At 73.4% G+C, this 16,345-nt stretch carries 13 protein-coding genes; 9 read left to right on the top strand and 4 right to left on the bottom strand.

Annotated features, from left to right (window positions below):
* Window positions 1-59 precede the first annotated feature (59 nt).
* Window positions 60-905 carry a 3-methyl-2-oxobutanoate hydroxymethyltransferase gene (panB, locus tag ACQRWP_RS19850; protein ID WP_430496785.1) on the bottom strand — a complete coding sequence of 282 codons (846 nt, stop codon included), beginning with the start codon at window positions 903-905 and terminating at the stop codon, window positions 60-62.
* Between the two features lie 209 nt (window positions 906-1,114).
* Entirely contained in the window at window positions 1,115-2,872 is a 1,758-nt protein-coding gene (locus tag ACQRWP_RS19845; protein ID WP_430496783.1) for an NAD+ synthase, read from the bottom strand.
* A gap of 284 nt (window positions 2,873-3,156) precedes the next feature.
* Here ACQRWP_RS19845 and glnA point away from each other — a divergent pair, with 284 nt between their 5' ends.
* From glnA to ACQRWP_RS19825, 4 genes are all read left to right on the top strand, one after another.
* Window positions 3,157-4,506, top strand: coding sequence for a type I glutamate--ammonia ligase (glnA, locus tag ACQRWP_RS19840; RefSeq protein ID WP_091409557.1), 1,350 nt, complete (start codon window positions 3,157-3,159; stop codon window positions 4,504-4,506).
* Between the two features lie 89 nt (window positions 4,507-4,595).
* Window positions 4,596-5,021 carry a DUF350 domain-containing protein gene (locus tag ACQRWP_RS19835; RefSeq protein WP_355008888.1) on the top strand — a complete coding sequence of 142 codons (426 nt, stop codon included), beginning with the start codon at window positions 4,596-4,598 and terminating at the stop codon, window positions 5,019-5,021.
* A gap of 206 nt (window positions 5,022-5,227) precedes the next feature.
* On the top strand, window positions 5,228-5,920 hold the full coding sequence (locus ACQRWP_RS19830; RefSeq protein ID WP_430496780.1) for a helix-turn-helix transcriptional regulator: 693 nt from the start codon (window positions 5,228-5,230) through the stop codon (window positions 5,918-5,920).
* Window positions 5,921-6,105: 185 nt separating this feature from the next.
* Window positions 6,106-6,489 (top strand): VOC family protein, encoded by a 384-nt coding sequence (locus ACQRWP_RS19825; protein WP_430496775.1) that lies wholly within the window; start codon window positions 6,106-6,108, stop codon window positions 6,487-6,489.
* Between the two features lie 271 nt (window positions 6,490-6,760).
* Here ACQRWP_RS19825 and ACQRWP_RS19820 read toward each other — a convergent pair whose 3' ends face one another.
* Complete coding sequence (locus tag ACQRWP_RS19820) at window positions 6,761-7,231, bottom strand: hypothetical protein (RefSeq protein WP_430503232.1); 471 nt, start codon at window positions 7,229-7,231, stop codon at window positions 6,761-6,763.
* 186 nt (window positions 7,232-7,417) lie between these two features.
* Between ACQRWP_RS19820 and ACQRWP_RS19815 the strand changes: the two genes are divergently transcribed.
* The gene (locus ACQRWP_RS19815) at window positions 7,418-8,317 is read left to right on the top strand and encodes a virginiamycin B lyase family protein (protein ID WP_430496773.1); all 900 of its coding nucleotides are present in this window, start codon (window positions 7,418-7,420) and stop codon (window positions 8,315-8,317) included.
* Window positions 8,318-8,431: 114 nt separating this feature from the next.
* Here ACQRWP_RS19815 and ACQRWP_RS19810 read toward each other — a convergent pair whose 3' ends face one another.
* The gene (locus ACQRWP_RS19810; protein WP_430496771.1) at window positions 8,432-9,367 is read right to left on the bottom strand and encodes a S66 peptidase family protein; all 936 of its coding nucleotides are present in this window, start codon (window positions 9,365-9,367) and stop codon (window positions 8,432-8,434) included.
* A 102-nt stretch (window positions 9,368-9,469) separates the two neighbouring features.
* On the opposite strand from ACQRWP_RS19810, the gene ACQRWP_RS19805 reads away from it, so the two are divergent.
* Genes ACQRWP_RS19805 through mptB form a run of 4 tightly spaced genes read left to right on the top strand, consistent with a single transcriptional unit; the run spans window position 9,470 to window position 16,337 of the window.
* Window positions 9,470-10,237 (top strand): type 1 glutamine amidotransferase, encoded by a 768-nt coding sequence (locus ACQRWP_RS19805; protein WP_430496769.1) that lies wholly within the window; start codon window positions 9,470-9,472, stop codon window positions 10,235-10,237.
* A complete protein-coding gene (locus ACQRWP_RS19800) occupies window positions 10,237-13,269 on the top strand; it encodes a bifunctional [glutamine synthetase] adenylyltransferase/[glutamine synthetase]-adenylyl-L-tyrosine phosphorylase (protein WP_430496767.1) in 3,033 nt (1,010 codons plus the stop codon). Before ACQRWP_RS19805 ends, ACQRWP_RS19800 begins: the two co-directional genes overlap by 1 nt.
* Window positions 13,262-14,887 (top strand): hypothetical protein, encoded by a 1,626-nt coding sequence (locus tag ACQRWP_RS19795; protein WP_430496765.1) that lies wholly within the window; start codon window positions 13,262-13,264, stop codon window positions 14,885-14,887. Before ACQRWP_RS19800 ends, ACQRWP_RS19795 begins: the two co-directional genes overlap by 8 nt.
* 49 nt (window positions 14,888-14,936) lie before the next feature.
* Window positions 14,937-16,337, top strand: coding sequence for a polyprenol phosphomannose-dependent alpha 1,6 mannosyltransferase MptB (gene mptB, locus ACQRWP_RS19790; RefSeq protein WP_430496763.1), 1,401 nt, complete (start codon window positions 14,937-14,939; stop codon window positions 16,335-16,337).
* Window positions 16,338-16,345: the final 8 nt, after the last annotated feature.

Raw genomic sequence — 16,345 nt, 5'->3', positions numbered from 1 at the left:
CCCGGGCACCGGGACACCGCGATTTCGGCACAGCCGAGTGGATCAAGCCGTGCTCGGTACTAGAAGGTGTGTTCGGCGGCGGGGAACTCGCCGTCGCGGACCTCGTCGGCGAAACGGCGGGTGGCGTCGGTGAGAGCGCCGGCCAGATCGGCGTACCGCTTGACGAAACGGGGCGCCTTGCCGGTCCGCAGCCCGGCCATGTCCTGCCAGACCAGCACCTGTGCGTCGGTGTCCGGGCCCGCGCCGATGCCCACCGTGGGGATCGGCAGCTCGTGGGTGATCCGCTTGGCCACCTCGCCGGGCACCATCTCCAACACCACAGCGAACGCGCCCGCCTCCGCCACCGCCCGCGCGTCGGCCAGCACCTCGTCGGCGGCGTCGCCGCGACCCTGCACGCGGTAGCCGCCCAGGGTGTGCTCGCTCTGCGGGGTGAAGCCGATGTGCGCCATCACCGGAATGCCGGCGCCGACGATCGCGGCGATCTGCGCGGCGTTGCGGCGGCCACCCTCCAGCTTCACCGCGTGACAGCCACCCTCCTTCATGAACCGCACGGCGGTGCGCAGCGCCTGGGCCGGGCCCTCCTCGTACGAGCCGAACGGCAGGTCACCGACGATCAGCGCCTGCCGGGTCGCCCGCACCACGGCCCGGACCAGCGGAAGCAGCTCGTCGGCGGTGATCGGCAGGGTGGTCTCGTAGCCGAACACGTTGTTCGCGGCCGAGTCGCCGACCAGCAGCACCGGAACACCGGCCTGGTCGAAGATCGACGCCGTGTACTGGTCGTACGAGGTGAGCATCGGCCAGCGCTCGCCGCGCTCCTTGGCAGCCATCAGGTCGCGGGTGCGGACCCGTCGGGTGGCCGGGCCGCCGTACAACGCGGTCACCTCGTTCGGAGTGGACTCCACCATCTCTGTCTCCCTTCCTCGAGGCCGCCTGCGCGGTCCCCGGGTTCCGTCGCGATCGTCGCACCGCGAGACGGGCTGACGGCAGGGCCCAGTGCAAGATGTCACTCCACCAGCGCGGAGCCGCCCCGCGAGGCCACCCGGGACCGCGCCGCGAGGTCACCGCCCGGCGGCGCCGGGCCGCGCCACCGACCCGGCACCCCCAGGGGTACGGCTCAGCCGTGCTCGCGCCACCGGCTGGTGATCGGCAGACGGCGGTCCCGGCCGAACGCCTTCATGGAAATCTTCGTGCCCGGCGCCGACTGCCGTCGCTTGTACTCGGCGGTATCCACCAGCCGCAGCACCTTGTCCACGATCGCCGGGTCGTGACCCGACTCGACCAGCCCGTCGCGGCCGAGGTCGCCGTCGACGTAGCCGATCAGGATCGGGTCCAGGACGTCGTAGTCGGGCAGGCTGTCGCTGTCGAGCTGGCCCGGGCTCAGCTCGGCGCTCGGCGGCTTGCCGATCGAGTTCTCCGGGATCGGGGCGGTCTCGCCGCGCCGCGCCGCGTCCCTGTTGCGCCACTTCGCGAGCCGCCAGATCAGCGTCTTCCAGACGTCCTTGACCGGGTTGAAGCCCCCCACCGAGTCGCCGTACAGGGTGGAGTAGCCGACGGCCAGCTCGCTCTTGTTGCCGGTGGTCAGCACCAGGTGGCCCTCCTGGTTCGACAGCGCCATCAGGATCACGCCACGGACCCGGGCCTGTAGGTTCTCCACGGCCACCCCGGACAGCGACAGGTTGGCCAGGAAGCCGTCGACCATCGGCTGGATCGGCTCGACGCGGTAGTCCAGGCCGGTGCGCTTGGCCATGTCGGCGGCGTCCTCCCGGGAGTGCTCCGACGAGTGCTGGCTGGGCAGCGACACCCCGACCACCCGGTCCGGCCCGAGCGCGTCGACGGCGAGCGCGGCCACCACCGCCGAGTCGATGCCGCCGGAGAGACCGAGCACCACCGACGGGAACCGGTTCTTGTTGACGTAGTCGCGCAGACCCAGCACCAGCGCCTGCCACACCTCGGCCTCGTCGGCCACCGGCTCGATCAGCCCGCCGGTGGCGGCCGGTCCGGACGGCGTGGGCGGAATGCCGTCCAGCGTGCTGTGCACGATCCGCATCCCGTCGGCCAGCGTCTCGGTGGTCGGCGGGGTGGCGGCGGCCGGCAACTCGATGTCGTGCACGAGCAGGTGCTCGACGAACTGCGGGGCCCGGGTCAGCAGCTCACCGTCGGCGCTCACGATCATCGAGTCACCCTCGAAGACCAGCTCGTCCTGGCCGCCGGTCATGTTGACGTACGCGATGGCGGCGCCCGCCTCGGCGGCCCGGCGGCGGACCAGCGGCAGCCGGATGTCGTCCTTGTTCAGCTCGTACGGCGAGCCGTTGATGTTGACGACCAGGCCGACGCCGGCCCTCCGGGCGGCGGCGAACGGACCGCCGGCCTGCCACAGGTCCTCGCAGATCGTCAGCGCGACGTCCACGCCGCCGATCCGCACCACTGTCAGCGCGTCACCGGAGACGAAGTACCGGTCTTCGTCGAAGACCCCGTAGTTGGGCAGGTGGTGCTTGAAGTAGCGGGCGGCCACGACCCCCCGGTGCAGCAGCGCGGCGGCGTTGCGGGCACCTCGGCCCGGCTCGGCGTCCCCGCTGACCTGCGGTGGGCCGTCGGCGTCCAGGTAGCCGACCACGACCGGCAACTCGCCGAGACCGTCGGCGGCCAGGTCGGCGGCCAGCCGCTCCACGGCGGCCCGGGACGCGGCGACGAAGGAGCGCCGGAAGACCAGGTCCTCGACCGGGTACCCGGTCAGCATCATCTCCGGGAAGAGCACCAGCTGGGCACCGGCATCGGCGGCCTGGCGAGTCCAGCTGCGGACCAGGTCGGCGTTTCCGGCGAGGTCGCCGACGCTCGGGTTGACCTGGGAAAGGGCGAGACGCAGGGTGGGCATGCCATCATCTTGCCCCAGCCTCCGCGCGACAATCCGTACCCTCGGACGAGATTGCCGCCACCTGCCGCGACGGGCGCCCGCGACGCCGCGGCGGCGTGAGCTCGGCCGTCGTGGCGGCGGACGTGGCAGCGCGGCGGGGGCCCACGCTCGCCGGGCGGGACACGAGGGGACGGCCGGCGGCAGTTCGCGTAACGTCTGCGTAACCAGGCCCGGGAACACTGGGCGATCAGGTCGGGTACAGCCCGGCCAAGGCGGACAAAAGAGTGTCGCGAGGGGTTGGGGAAGTGGACCGTCAGCAGGAGTTCGTCCTCCGCACGCTGGAAGAGCGGGACATCCGGTTCGTCCGGCTGTGGTTCACCGACGTTCTGGGCACGCTCAAGAGCGTTTCGGTGGCACCCGCCGAGCTCGAGGCGGCCTTCGAGGAAGGCATCGGCTTCGACGGCTCGGCGATCGAGGGCTTCGCCCGGGTCTTCGAATCGGACATGGTGGCCATGCCCGACCCGACCACCTTCCAGGTCTTCCCCTTCGAGGGTGGGGTCAGCGGCGAGAGCGCCCGGATGTTCTGCGACATCCTGCTGCCCGACGGCGGCCCGTCCTGGGCCGACCCCCGGCACGTGCTGCGCCGCGCGCTGTCCAAGGCGGCCGAGAAGGGCTTTACCTTCTACACCCACCCCGAGATCGAGTTCTTCCTGCTGGAAAACGGTCCGCAGGACGGCTCGGTGCCCACCCCGGTCGACACCGGCGGCTACTTCGAGCACACCACCCACGCCGTCGCCCGGGACTTCCGCCGTCAGGGCGTACTGGCGCTGGAACGGATCGGCATCTCGGTGGAGTTCAGCCACCACGAGGTCGCGCCCGGTCAGCAGGAGATCGACCTGCGCTACGCCGACGCGCTGACCACCGCCGACAACATCATGACCTTCCGGCACGTGGTCAAGGAGGTCGCGCTCTCCACCGGTGTGCAGGCCAGCTTCATGCCGAAGCCGTTCACCGACCAGCCGGGCAGCGGGATGCACACCCACCTGTCGCTGTTCGAGGGGGAGCGCAACGCCTTCCACGACAGCGGCGACCCGATGAAGTTGTCCAAGGTGGCGAAGTCGTTCATCGCCGGTCTGCTGGTGCACGCCCGGGAGTACACGGCGGTCACCAACCAGTGGGTCAACTCGTACAAGCGGCTCTTCCCGCAGCACCTACCGGACCGGATCACCGAGAGCCCGGCGTACGTCTGCTGGGGTCACCTCAACCGGTCCGCGCTGGTCCGGGTTCCCGCGTACGGCAAGCCCAACTCGGCCCGGGTCGAGGTCCGCTCGCTGGACTCGGCGGCCAACCCGTACCTCGCCTTCGCGGTGCTGCTCGGCGCCGGCCTGAAGGGCATCGAGGAGGGGTACGAGCTGCCGCCGGGCGCCGAGGACGACGTCTGGTCGCTGACCAGCGCGGAGCGGCGCGCCATGGGCTACGAGGCGCTGCCGGAGAACCTCGCCGAGGCGATCGATGTGATGGCCGGCTCCGAACTGGTCGCCGAGGTGCTCGGTGAGCACGTCTTCGACTTCTTCCTGCGCAACAAGCGGGCCGAGTGGGAGCAGTACCGCCGCGAGGTCACCCCGTACGAGCGGCAGCGCTACCTGGCGCTGTAGACGCAGGGGCTGACGCCGTTGCGCGCTGCCGCTATCGTCTCGATCACCGCGCCGGTACCCCTCCGGGCGGAGAGTCGGGAGGCAAGTCGGTGCTGGAGGATCTGTTCAGCGGTGCCTGGCAGAGCGTCGTGTTCGGAATCGTCGGCGTCGGCCTCATGGCCGCCGGCTTCGGGCTCGTCGACCTGCTCACCCCGGGCCGGCTGCGAGACCTGATCTGGGTCGAGCGCAACGCCAACGCGGGGTTGCTGCTCGCCGCCAACCAGCTCGGCATCGCCGGGATCGTCTTCACCGCGATCCTGACCAGCTACAGCGACTTCGGGAAGGGGATCGCCTCCACCGTGGTCTTCGGACTGGTCGGGTTGGCGATCATGGCGTTGGCCTTCGTGGTGCTGGACCTGCTCACCCCCGGCAAGCTCGGCGAGGTCATCTGCTCGCCCGAGCCGCACCCGGCGGCCCGGGTCAGCGCCGCCACCCACTTCGGAGCCGCGCTGATCGTCTGCGCCTGCATCGCCTGAGGCGGCTGCCCGCGTCGCCGTGCGGAGCGGCTGCCGCGTCGGCTGTGGTTGGTTGCCGCGTTGCCGTGCGGGGCGGTTGCCGCGTCGGCTGTGGTGGTTGGCCGCGTTGCCGTGCGGGCGGTCGTCTGCGTCTCTGTGGCGGTGGTCCGCGTCGTCGTGCGGGCGGTCGGCGGAGGGCGTCGTACCCCGGCCGTAGCGTGCCGGGCATGAACCGCACGGATCGCCTCTACGCGCTGGTCGAGGAGCTGCGGGCGGTGTCACCACGGCCGCGCAGCGCCCGCTGGTTGGCCGCGCGCTTCGAGGTGAGCAGCCGGACCATCGAACGGGACCTCGGCGCGTTGCAGGAGGCCGGGGTGCCGATCTGGGCCGAGCCCGGGCGCACCGGCGGCTACGTCCTGGACCGCGCCCGCACCCTGCCGCCGGTCAACCTGACGCCCGCCGAGGCGGTGGCGATGGCCGTGGCGCTGCACCGGCTCGCCGGCTCGCCGTTCGCCGGGCCGGCCACCACCGCGCTGCGCAAGCTGGTGGCGGTGCTGCCGGCCGCCGACGCCGCCGAGGCGCACCGCCTCGCCGGCCGGGTGCACCTGATCGGCGACGGGCCGGCCACGCCCGTCCCGGCCACCGTCGCCGACGCGGTCGCCGCGCGGCGCGTGCTGCGCATCCGGTACGCCGACCGCGCCGGCGCCGACTCGACCCGTGACGTCGAACCGCTCGGATACCTCGGCAACGCCCGACACTGGTACCTGGTCGCCTGGTGCCGTCTGCGCGACGAGTTGCGGTGCTTCCGCACCGACCGGATCCGGAGCGTCTGGGCGCTGCCCGATGTGGTGCTCCGGGAGCTACGCCTGACGGACCTCGACATCCCGCACGAGCGGGTCCGCCCGCTGAGCCTGGTCTGAAACGCGTCCGCAGCGCGGCCGTCCTGGTCTGAGACCCGTCGGCGGCGCGGCCGGCCCGGGTGGGTCTCGTCGTGCGAAACCCCGCCGGGTGATCCGGAAACACCGACAGGACGCTGTCGCCAACGGCCCCGAGACTGCTTCAGACGACGGCCGAACGGCCGGCACGGAAATTCTGGAGGCAGTAGATGTCCAGGTCCACGACGCCCATCACCTGGTTCGAGATCGGCACCGACCGGCCCGAGGACGCGGAGCGGTTCTACGGAGAGCTGTTCGGCTGGACCTTCGAGGAGCAGGGCTCGACCAACGGCGGGTCCTACCGCGTGACCGGGGCCGGTGGCGACACCGGGATCGGCGGAGCCATCCGGGCGACCGACGGGACGTCGCCGAACTACGCGGTGTTCTACGCCGAAGTCGCCGACGTGGCAGAGACCTGCCGACGGGCCGAAGCGGCCGGCGGCCGGGTGCTGGTGCCAGTGCGTACGGCACCGAGCGGTCTCACGCTGGCCCACCTACTCGACCCGGCCGGCAACCACCTGGGCGTGTTCACGCCCCCGCCCCCGCAGCCCTGACCCTCGCCAGCGCTGATGGCCCGGGCAGGAGTTCTGCCCGGGCCGACGCGCCCCCAAGCCGATGATCGACTCGGTTTTCATGATGTCGGGGTGTCCGAGTGCGTCGGATACCGCGACATCACGGAAACCGAGTGGATCAAACCGCGACCGCGGCACCGGCCCGACAGGACGGCCCGGGCCGGCCGGTCCTATCAAGGCGGCCCGGGCCGGCCGGGGCGTACCGAGACCGGCCCCGGCCGGCCAGTGCCTGCCGGGCCCGGACCTCGTCGGACTACTTGCCGGGCGTCCCTGCGCCGTGGTGGCCGCTCGGGCCGCGGTGGCCGCCGGGGCCGGGGAAGACGCCGGCCTCGACGGCCTTGGTGATGGCGTCGGCCTGCTCCTGGGTGAGCTTGCCGTCCTTGACCGCCTGGTCCAGGCGCTGCTTGAGCGCGGCCTGCCGATCCTCGGCGGACGGGCGCTGCGGTCGGTCGGCCGGTCGGTGCTGCTCGCGGACCTTCTCCAGTGCGGCGGTCACCCTGTCGGTGGGCACGCCCAGCTCCTTGGCGAGCGCCTCGGCGAACTCGCCCTGCCGGTCGGCCTTCGCGCCCGGAGCCGCGTCGGGAGCCGGGGCGGTGCTGGCGCTCGGTGTCGGCGTGGGAGTGTCGGCGGCGAACGCGATCGTCGGGGCCGCGATCCCGACGCCGAGGACGCCGGCGGTGGCCAGGCCGGCCAGCAGATGCTTCCTGCGGATGGTGCGGGACATGCTGTCCTCCAGAGGTTCGGTCATCCTGCGCTGTCGTCACCGACAGTGACCGGGCAGTCTGGGCGGAAGCCGTGGCGACCCTGTCAGCGAGCTGACAATCAAGGCCGGCGCTGGGCGAAATCGGGTTGTGTCGGCGCTGGCCGAGCGGTCAGGGTGGACGATCCACCGACGGAAGGACACCGCGGAATGACCGTCGAGATTCGGGAGATTCCACTCGTCGAGCCGGACGCGGGGCCGTACGGCATCACGCCTGGCCCGGACGGCGCGCTCTGGCTGACGTTGGCCCATGCCGGCGGCATCGCCCGGCTGTCGCCCGACGGCGAGGTCCGGACCTACCCGCTGGATCCGGCCGGTGGTCGCCCGTTGATCATCACGGCCGGGCCGGACGGGGCGCTCTGGTTCACCCGCTCCGGGGACGACCGGATCGGTCGGATCACCGTCGAGGGCGAGCAGCGCGCCATCGCCCTGCCGGCCGGCACCGGGCCGGGCGGCATCGCGGCTGGACCTGATGGCGCGCTCTGGTACGCCGGGATGACCTCCGACACGATCGGCCGGGTGGAGACCGACGGCACCCACAGCGCATTCCCGCTGCCGGTGAGCGGCGGATTCGCCTCGATGATCACTGCTGGCGCGGATCAGGCTCTCTGGTTCACCCTCAACCAGGCGAACGCGATCGGCCGGATCGACCTCGACGGCCGGGTGACGCTCCATCCGTTACCCACCGTGCAGGCAGGTCCGGTCGGCATCACCCTGGGCGTCGACGGCGTCATCTGGTTCGTGGAGATCGCCGCCGGTCAGCTCGGTCGGATCGACCCGGATGGCGAGATCGTCGAGTTCCCGCTGCCGGACCGGGCGGCCCGCCCGCACGCGATCGTGGCCGACCCGGACGGCGGCGTGTGGTTCACCGAGTGGGGTGCCAACCGGATCGGTCACCTCGACTCCACCGGACGGATCGAGGGCTACGCCCTGTCCACCCCCAACGCCGAACCGCACGGCATCACCCGCACGCCCACCGGCATCTGGGCCGCCCTGGAAATCGGCGCGGTCGCCCACCTAACCCCAAGCACCATCCCGCCCGCCCCCTGAACCGCCCTGGTTGATCAAGAGATTTCCGTCAGGATCCGCCCCGAAGATGACGCAAACCTCTTGATCACCGGACCGGGGCGGGGGGCGGGGTGGGGGGAGAGATGGGAGCGGGGGCTAGTGGACCGCGGGGGTTGCGGTGAGGGTGGCGGTGGTGGTGTCGAGGGTGGCGGTTGTGCCCACCGGGACCGTGAGCTGGTTGGGGCCGTGGCCGATGGGGAGGCCGCCGAGGACCGGTACGCCCAGGTCGCCCAGGCGTTCGGTGAGCACGTCGACGATGGCGGTGTCCCAGCCGTCGCCGCAGTCGGTGAACTGCCCGACCGCCACCCCGGCCAGTCCGTCCAGCACGCCGGCCCGGCGCAGGTGGGTGAGCATCCGATCGACCTTGTACGGGGGCTCCTGCACGTCCTCGATCAACAGCACCGCGCCGGTCAGGTCGGGTAGGTCCGGGGTGCCGATCGACGCCGCGATCATGCACAGGTTGCCGCCGAGCAGGGTGCCGGTGGCGCGACCCGGGACGCGTACGCCGAAGGTCTCCTCGGTGGGGACCGCGGTGATCGACACCGGTTCGGTCGTCATCAGCGCCGCGTGCAGGGACTCGGCGGAGCGCAGCGGCGTCCGTTCGTCGCGCCAGGCCGCCCCGGGGCCGTGCACCCCGGCCAGGCGGGCGCCCCGCCACAGCGCGAACTGCAACGCGGTGATGTCCGAGAAGCCGGCCACCACCTTCGGGTCACGGCGGACGGCGGCCATGTCGATGGCGTCCACGATCCGTTGGGCGCCGTAGCCGCCCCGGGTGCAGATCACCCCGCGCACCTCAGGGTCGGCGAAGGCGGCGTTCAGGTCGGCGGCGCGCAGGTCGTCGGTGCCGGCGAGGTAGCCGTGGCGGGCGTATGCGTTCGGCGCCGGCACCGGGCGCAGGCCCCAGCCGGTGAGCAGCTCCATGCCCCGGGCCACCCGCTCCGGCGAGGTCGGCCCGGACGGCGACACCAGCAGCACCGTGTCGCCCGGGCGCAGCGCGGGCGGGCGTACGGCGGTGGTGTCCTCGCTGATCACAACCGCAGAGCCTAACGACCCCGACCATGGCCAGGCCGCCACCCAGCGGGCGGACCTGTGCCGGGGCGTGGTGCCGTGCGGCGTACCGGCTAGCCTCGACGGGTGGCAACCGCGCTGGTGATCGAGAACGACCCGACGGACGACGCGCGCCGGCTGGGTGAGTGGCTGACCGAGGCTGGGCTGGAGCTGTGGGTGGTGCGCCCGCACGCCGGCGACGAACTCCCCGCCGACCTGGAGGGGTACGCGGCGCTGGTGGTGCTCGGCGGCGACCAACAGGCGTACCCGTTGCCGGACGGTTCGCCCGGCGCACAGTGGTTTCCCGCCGTGGAGGGCCTGCTGCGCAAGGCGGTCCGGTACCGGGTGCCGACCCTGGCGGTCTGCCTGGGCGCGCAGCTGCTCGCCACCGCGCACGCCGGGTTGGTGGAGCGCAGCCCGTCCGGGCCGGAGATCGGCCCCGGCGTGGTCGGCCGGCGTGACGCCGCCGAGAACGACCCGTTGTTCCGTTACGTGCCGTTGATCCCGGACGTGCTCCAGTGGCACTCCGACGAGATCACCGAGCTGCCTCGGGGCGCGACCCTGCTGGCCGCCTCCACCCGCTATCCGCATCAGGCGTTCCGCCTCGGTGACCGGGCATGGGGTTTGCAGTTCCACATCGAGTGCGACGCCGCGATGATCGCCGACTGGGCCACCGACTCGACCCAACTCGCCGAGCTGGGCTACGACCCGGAGCTGGTGGTCGCGGCCTGCGCCTCGGTGCTGCCCGACGTCGAGGAGGTCTGGCAACCGTTCGCCGCCCGGTTCGCCGCGCTGGCCCTCGGCGAGTTGGACGACAGCACGACGCGGCGCGGCCTGCCGCTGCTCGGGCACTGATGAGCCGGCCGACCAGGGCACCGGGCCGGCTCGCCCGGTACGGCTTCGGCACCGCCGAAGGCGACGGCGGCGCGCGCGCCGCGGACCTGCTCGGCCCGGAGGGGCTACGGCTGTGGCAGCCGGCCGAGCAGGAGCCGGTCGACGAGGCCGCCGCGGAGTTGCTCGCCGCGCTGTCCCGGGCCGCCGACCCGGACCTGGCGCTGCGCCAACTGCACCGCATCGTGGAGGCCGAGGGCCGGACCACCGAAGGCAACGCTGAGGGCCGCGTGGCGTCGCCGCTGCTCGCGGACGTGCGCGACGACCCCGGGCTGCGGCGGCGACTGATCGCGGTGCTCGGCGCGTCGGCGGCGCTGGGCGATCACCTGGTGGCCCACCCCGAGCACTACCAGGCGCTGCGGACCGCCCCGGACGGGCTCGCCCCGATCGCCGAGGGGCGGCTGGAGCCGGCCGACGGCGGCAACGCGGTGGCGGCGCTGCGGACCGCGTACCGCCTGGCGTTGCTGCGGATCGCGGCGGCCGACCTGACCGGCGGTCGCGGCCTGGAGCAGACGATGGCCGCGCTCTCCGCGCTGGCCGACGCGACGCTCTCCGCGGCGTACGAGATCGCGGTCGCGGAGCTGGCGGAGGGGACCGAGCGGCCCCGGCTCGCGGTCGTGGCGATGGGCAAGTGCGGCGGCGGCGAGCTGAACTACGTCTCCGACGTGGACGTCATCTTCGTCGCGGCCGAGGACGCCGACCTGTCCGCCGCGACCCTGGTGGCGACCCGGTTGATCTACATCTGCGGGCTGGTCGCCTGGCCGGTGGATGCCGCGCTGCGCCCCGAGGGCAGCCGGGGCCCGCTGGTGCGGACCCTCGCCAGCCACCTCGCCTACTACCGGCGGTGGGCGCGCACCTGGGAGTTTCAGGCGCTGCTCAAGGCCCGCCCGGCCGCCGGGGACCTGCCGCTGGCCCAGGAGTGGATCGACCAGCTCGCGCCGCTGGTCTGGCGGGCGGCCGAGCGGCCCGAGGCGGTCGAGGACGTTCGCGCCATGCGCCGCCGGATCATCGATCACATTCCGCCGAAGGAGCTGGAACGCGAGATCAAGCGCGGTCCGGGCGGGCTGCGCGACATCGAGTTCGCCGTCCAGTTGCTGCAACTCGTGCACGGTCGCGGCGACGAGACGCTGCGCCCGCCCGGCACCATCCCGGCGTTGCGCGCGCTCGTCGCCGGCGGCTACGTCGGTCGGGCCGACGGCGAGGCCCTGTTGCGCGGCTACCGCTTCCTGCGCAGCGTCGAGCACCGGCTGCAACTCCAGGGCCTGCGTCGTACGCACACAGTGCCCGCCGAGCCGGGCGCGCTGCGCTGGCTCGCCGCCGCGCTGGGTTTCACGGCCGCGCCGGGGCGCAGCGCCGTGGAGAGCTTCCGGGCCGAGTGGGTCACCCACGCCACCGAGGTACGCCGACTGCACGCCAAACTGCTCTACCGGCCGCTGTTGGAGTCGGTGGCCCGGGTGCCGGCCGACGGGTTGCGGCTCACCCCGGAGGCGGCCAGGAACCGCCTGGAGATTCTCGGCTTCGCCGACCCGGCCGGGGCATTGCGCCACCTCCAGGCGCTCACCGGCGGGGTGAGCCGCACGGCGGCCATCCAGCGCACCTTGCTGCCGGTGCTGCTCAGCGAGTTCGCCGACGCGCCGGAGCCGGACCGGGGGCTGCTCAACTACCGCAAGGTCTCCGACAAGCTGGGCAGCACGCCCTGGTATCTGCGGCTGCTGCGCGACGGCGGCCCGGTGGCCCGTCGGCTGGCCCGGGTCCTCGCGCTGTCCCGGTACGTCGCCGACCTGCTCGCCCGCGACCCGGAGGCGCTGCGGCTGCTGGCCGAGGAGAACGAGCTGGCGCCACGCGCGCCCGAGGTGCTGCGGGAGGGGTTCCTGGCGGCGGCGGCCCGGCACACCGAGCCGGTCGAGGCCACCAGCGCGGTGCGCGCGCTGCGACGTCGGGAACTGGTCCGGGTGGCCTGCGCCGACGTGCTCTGCCGGGCGGGCGCGCTCGCGCCCAGCCCCACCCGGGCGGACGGCGCGAACCGGCCGGCCCGCGGGCTGTCCGACATCACCGAGGTCGGTACGGCGCTCGCCGACGTCACCGACGCCACCCTGGCCGCCGCGCTGCGGGCCGCTCAGGCCAGTCAGCCGGCACCAGCAGGGCTGCGGTTCGCGGTGATCGGCATGGGCCGGCTCGGCGGGTACGAGTCGAACTACCTCTCCGACGCCGACGTGCTCTTCGTCTACGACCCGCCGCCGGGCACCAGCGAGAGCGCCGCCAGCGCCGCCGCGCACGCCGTCGCCGAGGAGCTGCGCCGACTGCTCGGTGTGCCCGCCCCCGACCCGCCGCTGGGCGTCGACGCCGACCTGCGACCGGAGGGCCGCCAGGGTCCGCTGGTACGCAGCCTCGCCGCGTACGCGCAGTACTACGCCCGCTGGTCGAAGGTGTGGGAGGCACAGGCACTGCTGCGCGCCCGGTTCGTCTGCGGCGACGCCGAGCTGGGCGCCGAGTTCGAGGCGATGATCGAGCCGGTGCGCTACCCGGCCGACGGGCTGACCCGCGAGCAGGTCGTCGAGATCCGGCGGATCAAGGCCCGGGTGGAGACCGAGCGGCTGCCCCGTGGCGCCGACCCGGCCACCCACACCAAGCTGGGTCGCGGTGGGCTCGCCGACGTGGAGTGGGCGGTGCAACTCGTCCAGCTCCGGCACGCCGGCGCGAATCCGGCGCTGCGCGGCACGCGTACCCTCGACGCCCTCGCGGCGGCCGAGCGGGCCGGCCTGATCGACCCCACGGACGCCGCGGAGATGGCCGCCGGTTGGGCCCTGGCCGCGCAGGTCCGCAACGCGTTGATGCTGGTCCGGGGCCGGGCCGGCGACCAGTTGCCTCGGCACGGGGTGGAGTTGGCCGGGGTGGCCCGGCTGCTCGGCCGCGACGACCCGGGGGAGTTCCTCGACGAGTACCTGCGCACCGGCCGCCGCTCCCGCGCCGCGGCCGAACGGGTCCTCGATGCCTGACGCGTCGCCGCGCCCAACCGGGTTGCGCATCCCGGGCACCGGCTGGGCGGCGGCGACCGGGGCCGCGGTGGTGCTCGCCGTCGTGTTCCTTCTCGCGCCGCCGATGGGCACCGACCTCGCCGCCCAGGTGGCCCGTGCCGGGTTCACCGAGCGGTACGGGGCCGCGCCGGTCGACTTCGGCTGGTACGGCGGCGTCAACCAGTACGGCTACAGCCTCTTCACCGCCCGGTTGGGCGCGCTGATCGGGGTGCGTCCGCTGGGGGCGGTCGCCGCCGTGGTCGGCGCGGCCGCGCTGGGTTGGCTGTTCACCCGCAACCGGGCCCGCCGACCGCTGCTGGCCGGCGTCCTCGGCGCTGTGGTGCTGGTCGGCAACCTGGCGAGCGGTCGGATCACCTTCGCGGTCGGGTTGGCGTTCGGGCTGCTGGCGCTCTGCGCGGTCAGCGCGGAACGCCCACCACGCTGGCTCCGGTTGACGCTCGCCGCAGGCTGCGCCGCCCTGGCGACGGCGGCGAGCCCGGTCGCCGGCCTGTTCACCGGGCTGGCCGGCGCGGCGCTGCTGCTGGGCGCCCTGCGAACCGGTGACGGGCCGGGCCGACCGCTGCCCGGAGGCTGGCGAGCCGAGCGACCACTGGCCGAGGGGCTCGTCCTGGCCGTGGCGCCCGCCGTCACGCTCGCCCCGATGGCGTTCGTCTTCGGCAACGGCGGCACCCAGCCGTACTCGGCCGAGTCGATGCGCATCAACGTCGCGCTCGCGGTGCTGGTGGCGGTCGTGCTGCCGCGTCGCCGCCGGGTGCTGCGCGTCGGCGCGGTGCTCACCGTGCTGCTCCTGATCGGGGCGTACTACCTGCCCAGCCCGATCGGTTCGAATGCGCTACGACTGCCGATGCTGTTCGCCCTGCCCGTGCTGGCCGGGTACGCCGCCTTGCCGGGGCCGTGGCTGGCCGCGCTGCTCGCCGCGACCGTGTGGTGGCAGTCCCCGGTGATGACGAGCGACGTGACCCGGGCCGGCGCCCCGGAAAGCGCCGAAAGCTTCTACCAACCGCTCGTCGCCGAACTCGACCGGCGGCAGCCGGCCGGGCGGGTCGAGGTGGTGCCGCTACGCGACCACTGGGAGTCCGCGTACCTGCCGCCGACCGTGCCACTGGCCCGGGGCTGGGAACGCCAGGTCGACAGCGACCGCAACGCGCTGTTCTACGACGGCAACCTGAGCGCGCAGACGTACGAGCAGTGGCTACGGCACGAGGCGGTGGCCTACGTGGTGCTCGCCCCGGACGCACCCGCCGACCGGTGGGGCCGCGACGAGGCCGCGCTGATCCGCGCCGGCCTGCCGTACCTGCGGGAGGTCTGGCGAGACTCCACCTGGCAGGTGTACGCAGTGGTCGATCCGACCCCGCTGGTCGGTGCCCCGGGTCAACTCGTCGCCGCCGACCGCGGCGCGGTCCGGCTGACCGCCACGCCCGGGGACGTGCCGGTCCGGGTGCGCTGGTCGCGCTGGCTCACGTTGACCGGCCCGGACGGCTGCCTGCGACCGGGCGCGGACGGGTGGACCGAGGTGCGGGTACGCGCCGCCGGTGACTACTCGATCTCCAGTGGGTTGGCACCGGCGCGGCACTGCTGACCCGTGCCTGCCGTCGGCCTCCCACCGACGGGCTGGCAGCATGTCCGGCGTGCCCTCCCACCTCGCGCGCTGGACCGGCCTGGCCGGCTCGATGCTGCTCGCGCTCTCCGCTTTCCTAGGCGGTGCGTTTCCCAGCGGCCCCCTGCGCAGCACGCCGGTCAGCATCTGGCAGGGGCCCAACGGCCCGCTGATCCTCGCCGCCTGGGTGGTCGGCACCGGCCTGATGGCGTACGCCTGGTGGGCGTTGCGCGACGGGGGACCCTCGACGCGGTGGGCCCTGGTCACCGTCGGGCTCTGGCTACTGCCGTTGCTGATCGCGCCGCCCTTCGGCAGCCGGGACGTGTACGCGTACACCTGCCAGGGCGCCAGCTTCGTCGGCGGCATCAGCCCGTACGAGCAGGGCGTCTCCGCGCTGCCCTGCCCCTGGCTGGACACGGTCTCGGTCATCTGGCGCGACACCCCGGCGCCGTACGGGCCGCTGTTCGTGCTGATCGCGGGCGCCGTGGTGAAGGCCACCGGATCGCTGACCGCCAGCATCGTGCTGTTCCGTGCGCTGTCGCTGGTCGGCGTGCTTCTCACCGCGTGGGCCCTGCCGGCGCTGGCGCGTCGGGCCGGCGTGCCGGCGAAGCGGGCGGTGTGGCTGGCGTTGGGTTCCCCTCTGGTCGCCGCGCACCTGATCGGTGGACCCCACAACGACGTGCTGATGCTCGCCGCCCTGGTCGGTGGGCTGGCCGTGGTGGCGGCGCACCCGGGCCGGCGCGGAATGCTGCTGGTCGGCGGGCTGCTCCTCGGAGTCGCGGTGGCGATCAAGGTGACCGCCGTGGTGGTGGTGCCGTTCGCCGCACTGGCGGCCACCGCCGGGCCGTACCGGATCCGCACTCTGATCCGCGACGGCGGCTGGGTCGTCGGCGGCGCGGTCGCCAGCGTGGTCGGAGTGACCCTCGCCGGCGGGCTGGACTTCGGCTGGGTCGGCGGGCTGTCCCAGGGTGGAGCCGCCATCGCCTGGACGTCCCCGTCGACGGCGGTAGGGCAGACGGTCGGATACGTCGCGGCGCTCTTCGGTGGTCACATCGACGCGCTGCCGGTCACCCGCGGGATCGCCGTGGTCCTCCTGGCCGTGCTGCTCGTCTGGCTCTGGTGGCGGGCCCGCACCCGCGACCCGCTGTACCACGCCGGTCTCGCGCTCGCCCTCACCGTCGCGCTCGCCCCCGTCGTGCACCCCTGGTACTGGACCTGGCCGCTGTTCGTGCTGGCGGCCACCGCCCAGCGGACCAGATGGTTCACAGTGGTCGCCCTGGTCGCGTCCTTCCTGGTGCTGCCCGACGGCACCGGGCTGCCCCGGTACACCAAGACGGTCGGGGCGCCGCTGATGACGCTGTTGGTGATCGTGCTGGTCATCCGGTTGGTACGGTCGGCTCGGGCGGCCCGTCAGCCGGTCGCCGCCGATTGAGGGAAGGT

Origin of the sequence: Micromonospora trifolii, from assembly GCF_050516465.1 — a bacterium.
GTDB classification, from domain to species: Bacteria; Actinomycetota; Actinomycetes; order Mycobacteriales; family Micromonosporaceae; genus Micromonospora; species Micromonospora trifolii.
Note: the sequence above shows the minus strand (reverse complement) of the source record. Positions and strands in the feature narration are given on the sequence as shown.